The sequence below is a fragment of the Serratia silvae genome, assembly GCF_023282985.1.
Taxonomy (GTDB): Bacteria; Pseudomonadota; Gammaproteobacteria; order Enterobacterales; family Enterobacteriaceae; genus Chania; species Chania silvae.
The window spans coordinates 221,304-237,388 of sequence record NZ_JAGQDC010000003.1 but is presented as its reverse complement, the minus strand read 5'-3'; the positions used below and the strand labels follow the sequence as shown (position 1 = coordinate 237,388).

Annotated in this window: 16 protein-coding genes; 8 read left to right on the top strand and 8 right to left on the bottom strand. The window is 52.5% G+C overall.

Going from position 1 to position 16,085, the window contains the following annotated elements:
* Positions 1-36 precede the first annotated feature (36 nt).
* Both allE and KAJ71_RS05400 read left to right on the top strand, forming a co-directional pair.
* Entirely contained in the window at positions 37-822 is a 786-nt protein-coding gene (allE, locus tag KAJ71_RS05405; protein ID WP_248944747.1) for a (S)-ureidoglycine aminohydrolase, read from the top strand.
* Between the two features lie 212 nt (positions 823-1,034).
* On the top strand, positions 1,035-1,919 hold the full coding sequence (locus KAJ71_RS05400; protein WP_248944745.1) for an esterase/lipase family protein: 885 nt from the start codon (positions 1,035-1,037) through the stop codon (positions 1,917-1,919).
* A 114-nt stretch (positions 1,920-2,033) separates the two neighbouring features.
* Here KAJ71_RS05400 and KAJ71_RS05395 read toward each other — a convergent pair whose 3' ends face one another.
* The 6 genes from KAJ71_RS05395 to KAJ71_RS05370 all read right to left on the bottom strand — a co-directional run bounded on the left by KAJ71_RS05395 (position 2,034) and on the right by KAJ71_RS05370 (position 8,539).
* On the bottom strand, positions 2,034-3,380 hold the full coding sequence (locus KAJ71_RS05395; protein WP_248944744.1) for an MFS transporter: 1,347 nt from the start codon (positions 3,378-3,380) through the stop codon (positions 2,034-2,036).
* 181 nt (positions 3,381-3,561) lie between these two features.
* On the bottom strand, positions 3,562-4,443 hold the full coding sequence (gene glxR / locus KAJ71_RS05390) for a 2-hydroxy-3-oxopropionate reductase (protein ID WP_248944743.1): 882 nt from the start codon (positions 4,441-4,443) through the stop codon (positions 3,562-3,564).
* 10 nt (positions 4,444-4,453) lie between these two features.
* Complete coding sequence (hyi, locus tag KAJ71_RS05385) at positions 4,454-5,233, bottom strand: hydroxypyruvate isomerase (RefSeq protein ID WP_248944741.1); 780 nt, start codon at positions 5,231-5,233, stop codon at positions 4,454-4,456.
* A gap of 11 nt (positions 5,234-5,244) precedes the next feature.
* Positions 5,245-7,026, bottom strand: coding sequence for a glyoxylate carboligase (gcl, locus tag KAJ71_RS05380; RefSeq protein ID WP_248944740.1), 1,782 nt, complete (start codon positions 7,024-7,026; stop codon positions 5,245-5,247).
* A gap of 127 nt (positions 7,027-7,153) precedes the next feature.
* Positions 7,154-7,978, bottom strand: coding sequence for an HTH-type transcriptional repressor AllR (gene allR, locus KAJ71_RS05375; protein WP_248944739.1), 825 nt, complete (start codon positions 7,976-7,978; stop codon positions 7,154-7,156).
* 69 nt (positions 7,979-8,047) lie between these two features.
* Positions 8,048-8,539 carry an ureidoglycolate lyase gene (locus tag KAJ71_RS05370; RefSeq protein ID WP_248944738.1) on the bottom strand — a complete coding sequence of 164 codons (492 nt, stop codon included), beginning with the start codon at positions 8,537-8,539 and terminating at the stop codon, positions 8,048-8,050.
* Positions 8,540-8,893: 354 nt separating this feature from the next.
* Between KAJ71_RS05370 and allS the strand changes: the two genes are divergently transcribed.
* The gene (gene allS / locus KAJ71_RS05365; protein ID WP_248944737.1) at positions 8,894-9,817 is read left to right on the top strand and encodes an HTH-type transcriptional activator AllS; all 924 of its coding nucleotides are present in this window, start codon (positions 8,894-8,896) and stop codon (positions 9,815-9,817) included.
* On the opposite strand, the gene KAJ71_RS05360 is transcribed toward allS, so the two are convergent.
* Positions 9,814-10,167, bottom strand: a complete 354-nt coding sequence (locus tag KAJ71_RS05360) for a hypothetical protein (protein WP_248944735.1) — start codon at positions 10,165-10,167, stop codon at positions 9,814-9,816. The two genes, allS and KAJ71_RS05360, sit on opposite strands and share 4 nt — an antisense overlap.
* A 350-nt stretch (positions 10,168-10,517) precedes the next feature.
* Between KAJ71_RS05360 and KAJ71_RS05355 the strand changes: the two genes are divergently transcribed.
* From KAJ71_RS05355 to KAJ71_RS05340, 4 genes are all read left to right on the top strand, one after another.
* Positions 10,518-11,003: a hypothetical protein gene (locus KAJ71_RS05355; protein ID WP_248944734.1), complete on the top strand. Its 486-nt coding sequence runs from the start codon at positions 10,518-10,520 to the stop codon at positions 11,001-11,003.
* Between the two features lie 5 nt (positions 11,004-11,008).
* Positions 11,009-11,224 carry a hypothetical protein gene (locus tag KAJ71_RS05350; RefSeq protein WP_248944733.1) on the top strand — a complete coding sequence of 72 codons (216 nt, stop codon included), beginning with the start codon at positions 11,009-11,011 and terminating at the stop codon, positions 11,222-11,224.
* 148 nt (positions 11,225-11,372) lie between these two features.
* Positions 11,373-12,278, top strand: a complete 906-nt coding sequence (locus KAJ71_RS05345; protein ID WP_248944731.1) for an SPFH domain-containing protein — start codon at positions 11,373-11,375, stop codon at positions 12,276-12,278.
* A 2-nt stretch (positions 12,279-12,280) separates the two neighbouring features.
* Entirely contained in the window at positions 12,281-12,739 is a 459-nt protein-coding gene (locus KAJ71_RS05340; protein ID WP_248944730.1) for an NfeD family protein, read from the top strand.
* On the opposite strand, the gene cueR is transcribed toward KAJ71_RS05340, so the two are convergent.
* A complete protein-coding gene (gene cueR, locus KAJ71_RS05335; RefSeq protein WP_121606074.1) occupies positions 12,736-13,137 on the bottom strand; it encodes a Cu(I)-responsive transcriptional regulator in 402 nt (133 codons plus the stop codon). The two genes, KAJ71_RS05340 and cueR, sit on opposite strands and share 4 nt — an antisense overlap.
* 100 nt (positions 13,138-13,237) lie before the next feature.
* Here cueR and copA point away from each other — a divergent pair, with 100 nt between their 5' ends.
* Positions 13,238-15,949 (top strand): copper-exporting P-type ATPase CopA, encoded by a 2,712-nt coding sequence (gene copA / locus KAJ71_RS05330; RefSeq protein ID WP_248944728.1) that lies wholly within the window; start codon positions 13,238-13,240, stop codon positions 15,947-15,949.
* Positions 15,950-16,085: the final 136 nt, after the last annotated feature.

The following is a 16,085-nucleotide window of genomic DNA, read 5'->3' as shown; positions in this document are numbered from 1 at the left end:
GTAGGGCGACCGTCCTCACTAATCGGGAGAATTAACGTGGGTTATATTAATAATCAAATTGGCTATCCAAAAGATATCCTGGCTTCGCGCTCCATTATCAAACGCGACAACTATGCCGTGATCCCGCCAGATGGCCTGGTGCGTAACATCATTCCTGGCTTCGAGAATTGCGACGTCACCATTCTTGCCACCCCAAAACTGGGCGCCACTTTTGTCGATTATCTGGTGACATTGCATGATGGCGGCCGTAACCAGCAAGGGTTTGGCGGTGAAAATATAGAAACCTTGGTCTACGTTATCGAAGGTAATATCACCGCTTCAGCCGACAGCACAGATTATCCTCTCACCACCGGCGGCTATCTGTATTGCCCTGCCGGTGTGATGCTGCGCCTGGAGAACACCAACGGCGGCAAACCAAGCCAGCTATTCCTCTACAAGCGAGTCTACAACCGCATCAAGGGTTATGAAGCCCACGTAGTAAGCAACAATGTCAACAAGCTGGAAAGAATTCACTATGAAGGGATGAGCGATGTGATCTTGCAGGATCTGTTGCCGAAGGATCTGGGGTTCGATATGAACATTCATATTCTCTCCTTCAAACCGGGTGCCAGCCATGGCTACATCGAGACTCACGTGCAGGAACATGGCGCATATATTCTCAGTGGAGCCGGGGTTTATAATCTGGATAATGAGTGGATCCCGGTCAAGAAAGGGGATTACATTTTTATGGCCGCCTATGTTCCGCAAGCCGGTTATGCGGTGGGCAAGGAAGAGTTCAGCTATATCTATTCGAAAGACTGCAACCGCGACGTCGATTTATAATTTCAAAAAAAGACCAATAATTAATAAGAAAACCCCTAACAGCGAAACGCTTGTAGGGGTTTTCTTATTTTAAACACCCTATTATTGTCGCCCCCTCTTATTTCACACTTTTGTGTTAACTACCACACAACAACAATGGCGTGTCGAGATTGTCGCAATACTTTAATGTTTGTTTCGACCACAGGGTCAAACAATCTTGAGAGGTATTTATCATGTCTACATTCACTAAATTAAAGCACCCAATTATTCTCGTTCATGGTTTCAGTGGTTTTGATAAGGTTGCCGGGATCTACCCTTATTTCTTTGGTATTCCGCAAGCACTGGAAAAAGCCGGTGCTACGGTATTCACAGCCTCTTTGTCAGCTGATAATAGTAATGAGGTCCGCGGTGAGCAATTGCTTAAATTTGTGAAACAAGTGATCCACGTAACCGGAGCAAAAAAGGTCAATCTGATTGGTCACAGTCAAGGCGCTCTGGCCTGTCGTTATGTCGCTGCCACACATCCAGAACAGATTGCCTCTGTAACTTCAGTGTCTGGAACAAACTTTGGCTCGGAGATTGCCGATCTGGTTCGTTTGGCAGTGAAGCCTGGTGCTCTTCCTGAAGCGATGGCAAGTACGGTAATGAATGCCGTTGGTTCATTCATCTCTATAATTTCCGGTCACCCTTGTTTACCACAAGACAGTGTTGCAGCACTTAATGCACTCACCAGCGAAGGTATAAATAAATTTAATGCCAAATACCCACAGGGTTTGCCGAAAAAATGGGGTGGGGAAGGTAAGGAATTTGAGAATGGCGTCTATTATTATTCTTGGAGCGGGATTATTAAGCATAACCCGCTTGACCAAGGACTCAATAATCTTGATCCGTTGCATGCTGCACTGGTAGCCATCTCATTATTGTTCAAGAAAGAACGTTTCCAGAATGATGGGTTGATTGGGCGCTATTGTACGCACCTGGGGAAAGTTATCCGATCCGATTATTCAATGGACCATGCGGACGCTATTAATCAAACTGCAGGTGTTGTCACGCGTAGCACAGATCCGATTAAACTATTTGTTGAACATGTAACACGCTTAAAATCGAAAGGGTTATAAGTTAACTCACCTACTGTTCCCTTCCATATAATAACAGGTCAACGGTGGGTACCCCTATCTGGGGCACTCACCTGTGACGAATGGCATACTTGGGATACTGTATTCTGTAGCGCTTTATTTATTAACGAGTTTTGCTGGAACGCTGTAGGTCAGTATGGCCCCCAGTATCATCATACTGGATAGCACGCACATCGCGACCAGATTACTGTCCGTCGTGTTTTTAAAATAACCAATGATATAAGGAGAAATAAACCCCCCGATATTGGCAATCGAGTTGATTAGTGCTATCCCAGCGGCAGCGCAGGTACCGGTAAAGATAGCATTTGGCAAACTCCAGAACAGGGGCGAAGGGACCAGGCTGGAAGCGACTGCAATACATAATGCAACCATCACGATGGCCTTATTGTCTGGGAACAGGCCGATAAAGATCAGCGAAACCGCAGCAATACAGAAAGGAACAATAATATGCCAGCGCCTTTCTCGATGTTTGTCAGAACTGCGCGCAGCCAGTAGCATGGCCACGACGGCAAGCATATACGGCAGCATGGTCAGTAAACCAATATCCAACACCGACCTTACTCCCGTATCACGGATCATGGTCGGCACCCAGAAGGCTAATCCCCCTTGCCCCATCACCGTACAAAAACAGATCAGCCACATTTTGGTGAAGGCAGAAGACTTCAGCATGGTCTTCATTGTCCACTCCTGCGCTGCACCATCGGCCCCTATCTTTTTCGATGCTCCCTGCACCATGTCTTGGGTGATCATCTCTTTTTCTTGTGGACTGAGCCATTTAGCACTCTGATAGGTATTATCCAGGAAGAAGAAAATGACGACCGCAATCAATAATGCACGCGGACCACTGATAAAGAATAACCATTGCCAGCCGGACAGCTCAAACATGCCATTCATGTTTTCAATAATCCAACCGCAAAGTGGCCCACCGATGATGTTACTTACCGGTATCCCACAAACAAACAGCGCAGTCATTTTTGCCCGTTGGCTTGAAGGGAACCACATTGTCAGATAGAGGATTACCCCCGGATAAAAGCCGGCTTCTGCTAACCCCAGTAGGAATCGAGCCAGATAAAACTGTGTCGGATTAGTAATGAAAATACTCAGCATTGAAATCGCACCCCATACCAACATCAACAGGGCAATGACTTTTCGTGCACCATATTTACTCAGTAAGATATTACTTGGCACGCCGGCGATAATATAGCCAATGAAAAATACGCCAGCCCCTAGACCATACACTGCCTCTGCCATCGACACATTGCCTTGAAGAATATCAGGCATCATTTGGAATTTTGAAAACGATATCCCAACGCGATCAAGATAGCCTACGATATAACTAATTAATAATATTGGCATAATGCGCCAGGCAATCTTACGGTATAACTTGCTTTTATCAGGGTTAGCCAGAATAGTTCTATCAATCGCAGCATCAACGGTTGCCATATAGGGTCTCCTTGGTCGGCATCCTGCTATTTTTTCTGTTACTTTTGCACACATTTTGATCAACAGGCCCTCTTCACTTTACATAAAAAGGGCGATAGAAATTTCAACGACGTTTATTACCTACTATTTTACAAGAATAGAGTCGGTATTGATAATGGTAAACGAATACCGACCTGTCAATTTAACCAGAAACTTTATGGTTAGCCATAATTTCCAATGCCTGTACCAACGCGGAATGGTCGAGATCTTTGGCCCCATTGGCCGCACAGAGGTTGAACAACTCCTGGCAAGTGGCGGTATTAGGCAAACTGAGCGCCAACGACTTCGCACCTTGTAGCGCCAGATTGAGATCTTTTTGATGCAGGGAGATACGGAAGCCCGGCTCAAACGTCCGTTTGATCATCCGCTCACCGTGCACTTCCAGAATGCGCGATGAGGCAAAACCGCCCATCAGCGCTTCACGGACCCGAGCCGGATCGGCACCCGCTTTGGAAGCAAATATCAACGCTTCGGATACAGCTTCAATCGTCAGGGCCACAATAATCTGGTTGGCGACCTTGCAGGTCTGGCCGTCACCATTACCGCCGACCAGCGTAATGTTTTTCCCCATCAGGGCCAGCAACGGTTTTACCCGCCCAAAGACGCCTTCGTCACCGCCAACCATAATGGTCAAACTACCCTGCTTGGCCCCCACTTCACCACCGGATACCGGCGCATCCAGATAATCAGCCCCCAGTTGGTTGATGCGTTTGGCAAACGCCTTGGTTTCCAGCGGCGAAATTGAACTCATATCCACCAGGATCTTGTTTTTGAGCTGTGCTTCGGCACAGCCATTAGCCGCAAACAACACCTCTTCCACCTGCGGCGTATCGGGCACCATAATAAAAATAACGTCAGCCTGCTCGGCCACCTGCTTAGGTGTAGCACAAGCTATGGCCCCTTTCTCCACCAGCTCCGGCGGAACCTGATGCAAGGTGTTAGCATACAGCTGATGGCCGCCTGCGATTAGCTTTTCAGCCATTGGCGTGCCCATGATCCCTAAACCAATAAAGCCTACTTTCATGATATGTCCCTCAATGTTGATATTGCTTAATCCATGACAGGCCGGCAGCCGTCGTTGTCGCAGGTTTGTATTCACAGCCGATCCAACCGCGATAGCCCATCTTGTCCAGCGCGCGGAACAGATAGTCGTAATTGATTTCACCGCTTCCTGGCTCATGGCGCCCCGGATTATCAGCAACCTGGATATGCGCGATTTTCTGCAGCAGCGTTTCCATGGTTTGGGCCAGTTCGCCCTCCATGCGCTGCATGTGGTAGATATCGTATTGAATAAACAGGTTAGGGCTAGCGACCCAATCCATCAGTTCCAACGCCTGACGCGTGGTTTGCAGATAGAAGGCAGGCATGTCGTATTTATTGATCGGTTCAATCAATAGGCGGATATTGGCCTTGGCCAACTCTTTTGCCGCATAGCTCAGGTTAGCGACCACGAGTTCATCGGTCTTATGTTGGGCGACCGATTTATCCGGGTTACCGATCAGGCAGTTGATCTGCGCACAGCCCAGCGCACGGGCATATTCCACCGCCAGACCTACGCCATCACGAAACTCTGACTCGCGCCCTGGCAGGCAAGCGATGCCACGCTCACCCGCAGCCCAATCCCCGGCGGGCAGGTTTTGTAGTACCTGCGTGAGCTGATTCTCTTCCAGTGCCCCTCTCAACGCCTGCACGGAATAATCGTAGGGGAACATATATTCAATCGCCGTGAATCCCTGCTCTTTGGCACAGCGAAAACGCTGCATAAAATCGACTTCATTAAACAACATCGATAAGTTGGCTGAAAACTTCGGCATGAGCCTGCTCCTTACTGATAATTGAAGTAGCTGACCGAGGTCGGCGCATCTTCTGGCGACTCGGCAACGGGTTCGAATTCATTGACGTTATCCAGTTCTGTCCCCATCGAGATGTTAGTGACCCGCTCGAGGATAATCTCCACTACCACAGGAACCTGATGCAAACGCATCAACTCTTGCGCCTGTTGGAAGGCTGGCGCGATATCCTCAGGCTTAACGACGCGGATCGCTTTACATCCCATCCCTTCGACCACCTTGACGTGATCGACACCGTATTCGCCCACTTCCGGGTTGTTGATGTTTTCATAGGACAGTTGGACGCAGTAATCCATATCGAAACCGCGCTGCGACTGGCGGATCAGCCCCAGATAGGCGTTGTTGACCACCACATGGATGTACGGCAGCTTGAATTGCGCGCCAACGGCCAACTCTTCAATCATGAACTGGAAGTCATAGTCACCCGAGAGTGCGATCACTTTGCGCTGCGGATCGGCGGCACACACGCCCAGGGCCGAAGGAAGAGTCCAGCCTAATGGGCCAGCCTGCCCGGCGTTAATCCAATGGCGCGGTTTGAACACGTGCAGCATCTGCGCCGCCGCGATCTGCGAAAGCCCGATGGTGGTGACGTAACAGGCATCACGCCCGAACGCCCGGTTCATCTCTTCGTAAACGCGCTGAGGTTTGATCGGCACGTTGTCAAAATGGGTTTTACGCAGCAGGGTTTGTTTGCGCTGGAGGCAGGTTTCCACCCACTGTGAGCGATCCGGCAATCGTCCTTGATCTGCACGTTCACGAGCTCTCGCCACTAACATTTGCAGGGCGATTTTGGCATCGGAAACAATGCCCAGATCCGGGCAAATCACGCGGCCCAGCTGGGTCGGTTCAATATCGATATGAATCACCTTACGACCGGCGGTGTATTTATCTACCGAACCGGTATGGCGGTTAGCCCAGCGGTTACCGATACCAAACACCAGATCCGAATCCAGCAGGTTGGCGTTACCGTAACGATGTGAGGTTTGTAACCCGGCCATCCCAGCCATCAACGGGTGATCGTCCGGGATACACCCCCAGCCCATCAGCGTCGGGATCACCGGTACGTTGCAGGTCTCCGCCAACTCTTGCAGCAGCTCGGCCGCGTCCGCGTTAAAGATCCCACCACCAGCGATAATCAAGGGCTTGCTGGCGGCACACAGCATATCCAAGGCTTTGTCGATCTGCGCCTCAGTGGCCGCCGGTTTGTAAGCTCCCAGCGAGGAATAGGTTTCTGGATCAAACTCAATCTCGGCCATCTGCACGTCATAAGGCAAATCGATCAGCACCGGACCAGGGCGGCCAGAACGCATCAAGTGGAATGCCTGCTGCAACACGCGGGGCACCAGCGCCGGTTCCATCACTGTCACCGCCATTTTGGTGACCGGCTTGGCGATCGATTCAATATCTACCGCCTGAAAATCTTCCTTATGTAAACGCGCCCGGGGAGCCTGGCCGGTGATGCACAAAATGGGAATGGAATCGGCAGAGGCGGAGTAAAGCGCGGTGATCATGTCCGTTCCCGCAGGCCCCGAAGTCCCGAGACACACGCCGATATTGCCGGGTTTAGCCCTGGTGTAACCTTCCGCCATGTGGGAAGCGCCTTCAACATGACGCGCCAGATAGTGCTTGATGCCGCCGTGTTGACGCATAGCATTATAGAAAGGGTTTATCGCCGCGCCAGGCACGCCGAATGCGGTATTCACACCTTCCTTTACCAACACGTACATTGCCGCATCTACTGCTCGCATAATTGCCATCTAAACGTTCTCCTAAGTTTTTGGAAAAATTTTCCAAAACAAAAATGGGTTCAAAAAAACCCGTTTAGGTGATAAACGGGGGAGGTAATCTCATCCTGCAACCGCGATCACGGCCACAGGTTTTGCTTTAAACGTGGTCTTTCTTACTGCGCGACTCACCTAACGCGGTACTGATGTCGTTGGCCACGTCACGCACCAACTCCCCCAGCTCCTGGAAACGATCGCTGCTAACGCGCGAACTAGGCCCTGAAATAGAGATAGCCGCAATGACGTTGTTGCTACGGTCAAAAATTGCCGAAGCCAGGCAATTCAGGCCAAGAGCATGCTCTTCAGCATCAACGGTATAGCCCAATGCCTGCGATTGTGCTAAATCCTTACGTAATAAATTTACGCTGGTCAGGGTCTTCGGGGTAAACGAGTGCAGCCCCGAACGTACGAACAAATCCAGCATCTCCTCTTCCGCCAGCGGATACAGCAACGCTTTCCCTGCCCCGGATGCGTGCAGCGGTAAGCGGCTGCCAAGTGGCGCACACATGCGCACCATGGCCTGGCACTCACATTGACGGATCAGCACGGCGTCAAAGTTATTCCTGATGGCCAGATTAGCGGTTTCGCCTGATAGCAACATCAGGCGCCGCATGTAAGGACCCGCAACCGAAACCACATCCCTGTCATTCATATAAGCCGCCCCGACGGTAAACGACTGGATGCCGATATGCCACCAGCCAAGCTGTGGATCCTGAAAAACGAATTCCGATTTTTCCAATACTTTCAATAATCTGAAAGTCGTTGATAACGGTAACTCCAACTTCTCGGATAACACGGAAACGGATGAGCTCCCCCCGGCATTAGCCAGAAACTGCAGGATCTCCAACCCACGATCCAACGCCTGTGCGCCTTTCGTCGCCCCTGCTTCTGTCGTTGGTCTTCCCTTTCTGCGTACTTCGTTCATTCAGGCTTTCCTTTATTCAGCTCAAGGTTTTCCCGCTATAATAAACAGCCTGTGCGCTTGGGGACAGCGCTATCCAAGCACAACCCGGTAAGTTTCTGGCAATGCTTTGACGACACAGTTATCGGCACCGCCGCGATCGACCGTGAAAAAGTCGGTGATCGCGCCATAGGCAAACAGCGGGTGATGCCAAACATTGCGGTGATAATTCACCCCTTGCTTCCCGTTGGTGATAAAGGCGCGCAAAGTATGTAACGGAATTTCGTCCCCTTCCCCGGCTTCAGCAACAATCACCACAAAGCGTTCCCCCTTCATAGGCATAAAAGCCTGTGATGACAAAGGGTGCTTTTCCAGAGCGGAGAACTCCAACGGAAGATCGCAGGGCTCGGAGCGATTGATGCTGACCAGCACCCGGTGATCGTCGGCCACTTCGACTTTAGCAAGATCATGATATCGCTCTGTTTTTCCACCATTGATATGGAAAAAGGGTGCCCCCTCGATCTGCAGTACATTCCCATAGGGTGCAAAAGCTTCGGGCGTTAACTCAACGGCAATCAGGTCCATCAGTTTCTCCAGGATCGTTTCAAAAAGGAACATTACCGAATAAGTTCACTCTAGACAGGTCGCCTGGAATTTAAAAGTAATTATTGGAAAAATTTTCCACAACTAAGATCTACTGCACATCTTTTGCACCACCATAAAAATATTCAATTAATAATCAATAAATTAAAAAAACAAATCGCAACAACACAGTTCGTTAACAGAGTTATCACTTTCAGCGGTATTCAGCAGAGGAAGGGCAATAAAACGTGATCGCGATCACAGGAAGAGGCTTTATGACTAACCCAAGGCGACTAAGGTAAGTAAATTCTTTTGCAACACTAGGGGAACGATGGCCGCACCGGTTAAGGAAGCGCTATGTTGGATCACGAAACAATTCGATCGTTTATCAAAGTCGCGGAATGCCAGAGCTTTTCCCGCGCCGCCGAATTACTGCACAAGACCACGGCCACCATCAGCTACCGCATCAAAACGTTGGAGGAAAGTATCGGCACCCAGCTTTTTATCCGCACCACCCGCAGCGTGAACCTGACCCTCGCCGGTGAATACCTGCTGGAACGTTGCCGCCAATGGCACAACTGGCTCGACTCCATGCCCGATGAGCTACGCCAGATCAACGACGGCGTGGAGCATCAGGTCAATATCGTGATCAACAACCTGCTGTACAACCCCGCGAGCGTCGCCCGGCTGTTGGCCTACCTGCAACAGCGCTATCCATTCACGCAGTTTCATATCTCGCGTCAGGTGTATATGGGAGTATGGGATTCGTTGTTACACGGGGATTTTCAGTTGGCCATTGGCACCACCGGCTCTGAATCACTGGCTAATGACGTCAGCGTATTGAAACTAGGGGGGATCAGTTGGCTATTTGTGGTTACGCCAGATCATCCGCTCGCGACCTGCCAAGACACGGCACTGCATGAAGATCGGCTGCGCTGCTACCCGGCGATCAACGTAGAAGATACTTCGCGCAACCTGACCAAACGCGTTGCCTGGCTGCTGCCCGGCCAAAAAGAGATCAAGGTGCCAGACCTGCGCAGTAAACTCGAATGCCACCTGCAGGGTCTGGGCGTAGGGTTCTTGCCGAAAAATCTGTGCCAGCCCTATCTGGATAGCGGCCAGTTGATCACCCGTGAAGTCGTCAATCAGCGGCAACCTTCACCGCTCTCCCTCGCCTGGCGTAACGACTGTGGTAAAGCCGTTGAAGAAATCGTCACGCTGTTCCAACGGCGCGATGAACGCATCACCGGTTTTCTGCAAGGTATTGATTTACCAGTTTAACGCGGTAGTTTATCACTTCTGGGCACCACCTGGGCCCGGAGTTTCTTAATCGGCGGCGACAGCTCCCGCTTCAGCACGTGCAGGAATTCATACGCCTTCTCATTAGTGGCATACTCTGCCGGTACGCCAAAGTCCTGGATCATCATCCAGCGCTGGAACAGCTCCGGGTCGGACTCTTTGATAAACCACAGCATTTTGACCGCGGTCGTGGCGATGGCCGGGATTGCGGTTACCGTGCCATTCACCCATTTATTCAGGGTGCTGCGCTGTACCCCCAAGAGTATGCACAGTGCAGGCTGCTCAATGCCTAATCGTTCCAGATAGCTTTTAAACTCTGCTTGATTATCCACCCTGCGATTTCCTATTGATCTCAACCGACGTATCGCAGTTTAGCACATAAATTCCGTCCCCCACAGCTACGTAGCTCCCGATACTCCGCCATTCAGACAGTTATAAAAGACCTAATAGCTACATACAAATATGATTTGAGAAACATTCTCAGTAGCTGACAAAATTGACATTCGTCAACATAATGGTTAAAACGTGATGATTACCTAGGAAAATTCTGTATCTTCAGCTCAGTAAAGCGACAGAAAGGCAAAAGATCACTTGATTACGTAGCTATTAGCTTCGAAATGAAACGCGAAAATAAACCCAGGGACACCCCGGTGCCATCCTGGCTAACCCGAAGAATTAAAAAATGATGACTAGGATACTGTCTACCGTGGTGATTGCCATCTTGCTGGCTGGCTGTAGTTCTACGGCGTCACGCATGGCCGAGTGTGAGGCACAAGGGGTTTCCAAAGACACCTGCTATCTGACTGAGCAAAACCGTCAAACCGCCATTTACGCCGCGGCAGAGAAACAGGCGCTGGAAAATGCGGCGAAACAGTACGCGCAATCGGCACGTCTTGGGGTGCCCGTCGTCGCACCTCTGCGGCAAACCGTGCAACATGCCCAGGTAGCAAAGAGCAAGACATTGCAGGCACGAATTGCCGGGATAGACATCAAGATCTCGCCAGATATCAAGCAGGGCTACATTGAGCAAACGGCCGCCGCATTGACCGAGGAAAACCAGTATGCGCAGGTTTATCAGAAAGGTGTTTTCACCGCCATCTGGTACCGGCAGAAACACAAAATTGTGCTGTTGCGTGATGGCCAAATCGTCGGCACAGCCAAAGGATAACCCTCTTGAAAAAAGCCCAAACCGACAGGTTCAAACATTTGCCCGAAATGCAGCAATTCGTTTGTCTTAAAGCGCTCCATCATATCGAACAGACCGATCTACAGTCCGGTGTCATCGGCATGGCGGTCAGCGTGCTGTTGACGGACGGCCACACGGTAACGCTGAGCAAATTCGACGCGGCTCCTGAAGAAGTCTCCATTATCACATCATGGCAACGTTAAGCAGTTCCTGACAAACCCGGTGAAAATGGCCCCTTCGCGGTGAGATGCTAACGTTTTCTGCAAAAAACGCTCTTATCCTGGTGACGCATTAGGCATTCCCCTGCCGCTAGCGTAATATCTAGCAATATGTCTGACAGGAGGTTGTGCCATGTTTACCATTATTCCGATCGTGATCGTTGTCGCGTTGATTATCGTCTTCTCGAGCATCAAAATTGTACCGCAGGGCTACCAATGGACGGTTGAGCGCTTCGGCCGGTATACCAAAACGCTCATGCCGGGTTTAAACCTGGTAGTGCCTTTTATGGATCGTATTGGCCGCAAGATCAATATGATGGAGCAGGTGCTGGATATCCCTTCCCAGGAGATTATCTCGCGCGATAACGCCAACGTGGCGATCGATGCCGTCTGCTTTATCCAAGTGGTCGATCCGGCTCGTGCCGCCTATGAGGTCAGTAACCTTGAGCAAGCTATCGTTAACCTGACCATGACCAACTTCCGTACCGTGCTCGGTTCCATGGAACTTGATGAAATGCTGTCACAGCGCGATAGTATCAACAGCCGCCTGCTGCATATTGTCGATGAGGCCACCAATCCTTGGGGCGTCAAAATTACCCGTATCGAAATCCGTGACGTTCGCCCACCGGCCGAACTGATAGTGGCGATGAACGCCCAGATGAAGGCCGAACGAACCAAACGTGCTGATATTTTAGAAGCGGAAGGGGTGCGTCAAGCCGCGATCCTGCGCGCCGAAGGGGATAAGCAATCACAGATCCTGAAAGCCGAAGGGGAGCGCCAGTCTGCGTTCTTGCAGGCAGAAGCGCGTGAACGTGCCGCCGAAGCGGAAGCGCGGGCTACCCAGTTGGTTTCTGACGCCATCGCCAGCGGTAATATCCAGGCGATTAACTACTTCGTAGCCCAGAAATACACCGACGCTTTGCAGAAGATTGGCTCAGCCAATAACAGCAAAGTGGTCATGATGCCGCTGGATGCCAGCAGCCTGCTGGGGTCAATCGGCGGTATTACCGAATTGCTGAAAGACAGCAAAGGTAAGTAATTATGTTAGAACAGATCTCAGCAAACCCTCAATGGTTCTGGATCTCGCTAGGTGGGCTGCTGTTAGCCGCGGAAATGCTCGGTGCCAGCGGCTATCTGCTGTGGAGCGGCGTTTCTGCGGTGATTGTCGGGGTAATTATCTGGTTGCTGCCGGAGTTGAGCTGGGAGTGGCAGGGTTCCCTGTTTGCCGTGATGACCATTGCCGTAGCCTACCTGTGGTGGTACTGGCTGCGCAAACGGCCAACGGCAACCAGCGGTTCACCGGTGCTCAACCAGCGTAACCGCCAACTGATCGGCACCCGCGCCACGCTGACCGAGGCGATGCATAACGGCCATGGCCGCATCAATATCGCCGACAGCAGTTGGCGCGCGCAAGCCAACGAGGATCTGCCGATCGGCACCGAAGTTGAAGTGGTGGCGGTCGAAGGCACCACCTTGGTGATCCGCGCCATTATCCGCTAGCCTTTGTGGCAGCAGCCTGCCAGATTATTAATGATCGGGCAGTCTGCGCCTTCATCACCAGGGCATTGTTCCGCCAGCGCCAGCAGCCGTTGGCGCATTTCCCCCAGTTCGCTGATGTGCTTTTCGATATCGGCAACTTTTTGCAGCGTGCGGGCTTTGACATCGGCACTGTGCCGCGCCGGATCGTTGAACAACGCGACCAGTTCACGGCACTCGTCAAGGTTGAAACCCACCTGGCGAGCCTGACGTAACAGCGTCAGTTCTTCAATATGCCTGGCGCTGTAGCTGCGGTAGCCGTTGTCCGTGCGGATCGGGGCGGTCACCAATCCTTTCTCTTCATAAAAACGGATGGCTTTGCTGGTCAAACCGGTTTTTTTGGCAACGTCGCTGATATTCAATTGATCCCCCTTGACCTTACCCTTGCTGGAAGGTTTAAGCTCATTCTTAATGAAAAGAACCTAGGCGGTCAACCGCCATTATTTTGCGAGGAAAACCATCATGTCACAAACTACCGTGCTGGCGTTGCAGGGACTCTCCTGCATGAACTGCGCGCAAAAGGTGAAAAAAGCCTTGGAAAGTCGCGCGGATGTTGAACAGGCCAACGTCAACGTTCACTACGCTAAAATCACCGGTGCAGCCCCGGCTGCCGAGCTGATAGACAGCGTCGTTGCCGCAGGCTTCCAGGCAGAAATCGCCCATCAGGCAGACACCGAGTTGCAACTCTCAGGCTTATCCTGCATGCACTGCGTGGGCAGCACCCGTAAAGCGCTGGAAGCAGTGCCGGGCGTGATCGCCGCCGACGTTACCATTGAGGGCGCCAAGGTCTATGGCGATGCCACACCAGAGCAGCTCATCGCGGCGGTCGAGGATGCGGGCTATCACGCAAGCCTGGCGGGAACCAACAATCACCCAAAAACTGAGCCGCTGACTGAATCTGCCCCGACCTTGCCGGAAACCCAGCCAGCGGCCCCCTCTTCCCTTCCGGCAAGCGAGACCGACGACAGCGTCCAGCTGTTGCTCAACGGCATGACCTGTGCCAGCTGCGTCAGTAAAGTCCAAACGGCGTTACAGAACGTCCCCGGCGTTGAGCTGGCGCGAGTAAACCTGGCGGAACGCAGCGCACTGATCACCGGTAAGGCCACACCGCAGGCATTGGTCGCTGCGGTAGAAAAAGCCGGCTATGGCGCTGAGATGATCCAGGACGAAACCAAGCGCCGCGAACGCCAACAGCAAACCGCACAGGCTAATATGAAACGCTTCCGCTGGCAGGCCGCATTAGGCTTGGCGGTGGGCGTGCCGTTGATGGCCTGGGGCGTATTTGGCGGCAGTATGTCGCTGACGCCGGAAACCCAGCGTCCGTGGTTGATAGTCGGCATCATTACCCTGGCGGTAATGGTGTTTGCCGGTGGCCACTTCTATCGCAATGCCTGGCGTTCGCTGATGAACGGCAGCGCCACCATGGACACGCTGGTCGCCCTGGGAACCGGTGCCGCCTGGTTGTACTCCATCAGCGTCAACCTGTGGCCGGACTTCTTCCTGATGGAGGCACGGCATCTCTATTACGAAGCTAGTGCGATGATCATCGGCCTGATCAACCTTGGCCATGCCATGGAGCAACGTGCGCGGCAGCGTTCTTCCCAGGCGCTGGAACGGCTACTGGATCTCACGCCACCAACCGCTAGGCTAGTCACAGAACAGGGGGAGCAAAGTATCCCGCTGGCAGAAGTGCAATTGGGTATGACGTTGCGCCTGACGACTGGCGATCGCATCCCGGTTGACGGTGAAATCGTTCAGGGCGAAGTGTGGATCGATGAAGCCATGCTGACCGGCGAAGCGCTGCCGCAGCAAAAAGGCATCGGCGATACGGTGCATGCCGGTACGGTGGTAGACGACGGCAGCGTGCTGTTTCGCGCGGCGGCCATTGGCACTCAAACCACGCTGGCACGTATTATCAAGCTGGTGCGCCAGGCGCAAAGCAGCAAACCGGAAATCGGTAAGCTGGCAGACCGCATCTCGGCGGTATTTGTGCCCACCGTGGTCGCCATCGCCCTGTTCAGCGCCGCCATCTGGTATTTCTTTGGCCCGCAACCGCAGTTGGTCTACACGCTGGTGATCGCCACCACGGTGCTGATCATCGCTTGCCCTTGCGCCCTTGGATTAGCAACGCCGATGTCAATTATCTCTGGCGTTGGCCGGGCAGCAGAGTTTGGGGTACTGGTGCGTGACGCCGATGCGCTGCAGCAGGCCAGCAATCTCGATACGCTGGTGTTCGATAAAACCGGTACGCTGACGGAAGGCCAGCCGCGCGTGGTGGAAATCATCACCTTTAACCAGGTGGATGAACAGCAGGCCTTACGTTGGGCCGCCGCGCTGGAACAAGGCGCTAACCACCCGCTGGCACGTGCCATCGTCGAACAGGCTAAAGGGCAGACACTGCCTACGGTAGAACAATTCCGAACGTTGCGCGGCTCCGGCGTCAGCGGTGAAGTTGAAGGTGTACAGCTATTGCTGGGTAACGCCAAGCTGTTGCAGGAGAATCAGATCGCGACCGATGAGCTCACGCAGCAAATACAGCAACAGGCTGAACGCGGTATCACGCCGGTGCTGTTGGCCGCCAATGGCAAACCTGCCGCGCTGATCGCCATCCGCGATCCGTTACGCAGTGACAGCGTGAGCGCACTGCAACGTCTGCATCAGCAAGGCTATCAACTGGTGATGTTAACGGGCGATAACCCGGTGACCGCCAATGCGATTGCCAAAGAGGCCGGTATCGACCGCGTGATTGCTGGCGTCTTGCCCGACGGTAAGGCCGAGGCTATCAAGCAGTTGCAGGCTCAGGGCCACCGGGTAGCGATGGTCGGTGACGGTATCAACGACGCCCCTGCACTGGCTCAGGCCGATGTTGGGATCGCTATGGGCGGCGGCAGTGATATCGCCATTGAAACCGCGGCGATCACCCTGATGCGTCACAGCCTGAACGGTGTGGCGGACGCGCTGGCCTTGTCGAAGGCGACGCTGCGTAATATGAAGCAGAACCTGCTCGGGGCATTTATCTACAACGCACTTGGCATTCCCATTGCCGCCGGTGTGCTGTACCCACTAACAGGCACCCTGCTCAGCCCAGTGGTCGCTGGTGCAGCAATGGCTCTTTCCTCCATTACCGTGGTCACCAACGCTAACCGATTACTGCGTTTTAAACCCAAGCAGTAACCCTCAACCGGGGCGCAATCCATCGTGCTCCGGCCTTTTGAGATAATTCCCCTGCCCTCGGGCTTTATTGTCAGCCACTTAGCGTTTAGCATGGGGAAAAACCAGCAGCCATCCTGCACGCTGGTGGAAAGGATCA

What these genes read in the sequence shown, in the direction of transcription:
- KAJ71_RS05400 (WP_248944745.1), top strand. Translation starts at nt 1,035, where the DNA reads ATGTCTACATTCACTAAATTAAAGCACCCAATTATTCTCGTTCATGGT.
- KAJ71_RS05395 (WP_248944744.1), bottom strand. Translation starts at nt 3,380, where the DNA reads ATGGCAACCGTTGATGCTGCGATTGATAGAACTATTCTGGCTAACCCT.
- glxR (WP_248944743.1), bottom strand. Translation starts at nt 4,443, where the DNA reads ATGAAAGTAGGCTTTATTGGTTTAGGGATCATGGGCACGCCAATGGCT.
- hyi (WP_248944741.1), bottom strand. Translation starts at nt 5,233, where the DNA reads ATGCCGAAGTTTTCAGCCAACTTATCGATGTTGTTTAATGAAGTCGAT.
- gcl (WP_248944740.1), bottom strand. Translation starts at nt 7,026, where the DNA reads ATGGCAATTATGCGAGCAGTAGATGCGGCAATGTACGTGTTGGTAAAG.
- allR (WP_248944739.1), bottom strand. Translation starts at nt 7,978, where the DNA reads ATGAACGAAGTACGCAGAAAGGGAAGACCAACGACAGAAGCAGGGGCG.
- KAJ71_RS05370 (WP_248944738.1), bottom strand. Translation starts at nt 8,539, where the DNA reads ATGGACCTGATTGCCGTTGAGTTAACGCCCGAAGCTTTTGCACCCTAT.
- allS (WP_248944737.1), top strand. Translation starts at nt 8,894, where the DNA reads ATGTTGGATCACGAAACAATTCGATCGTTTATCAAAGTCGCGGAATGC.
- KAJ71_RS05355 (WP_248944734.1), top strand. Translation starts at nt 10,518, where the DNA reads ATGATGACTAGGATACTGTCTACCGTGGTGATTGCCATCTTGCTGGCT.
- KAJ71_RS05345 (WP_248944731.1), top strand. Translation starts at nt 11,373, where the DNA reads ATGTTTACCATTATTCCGATCGTGATCGTTGTCGCGTTGATTATCGTC.
- KAJ71_RS05340 (WP_248944730.1), top strand. Translation starts at nt 12,281, where the DNA reads ATGTTAGAACAGATCTCAGCAAACCCTCAATGGTTCTGGATCTCGCTA.
- copA (WP_248944728.1), top strand. Translation starts at nt 13,238, where the DNA reads ATGTCACAAACTACCGTGCTGGCGTTGCAGGGACTCTCCTGCATGAAC.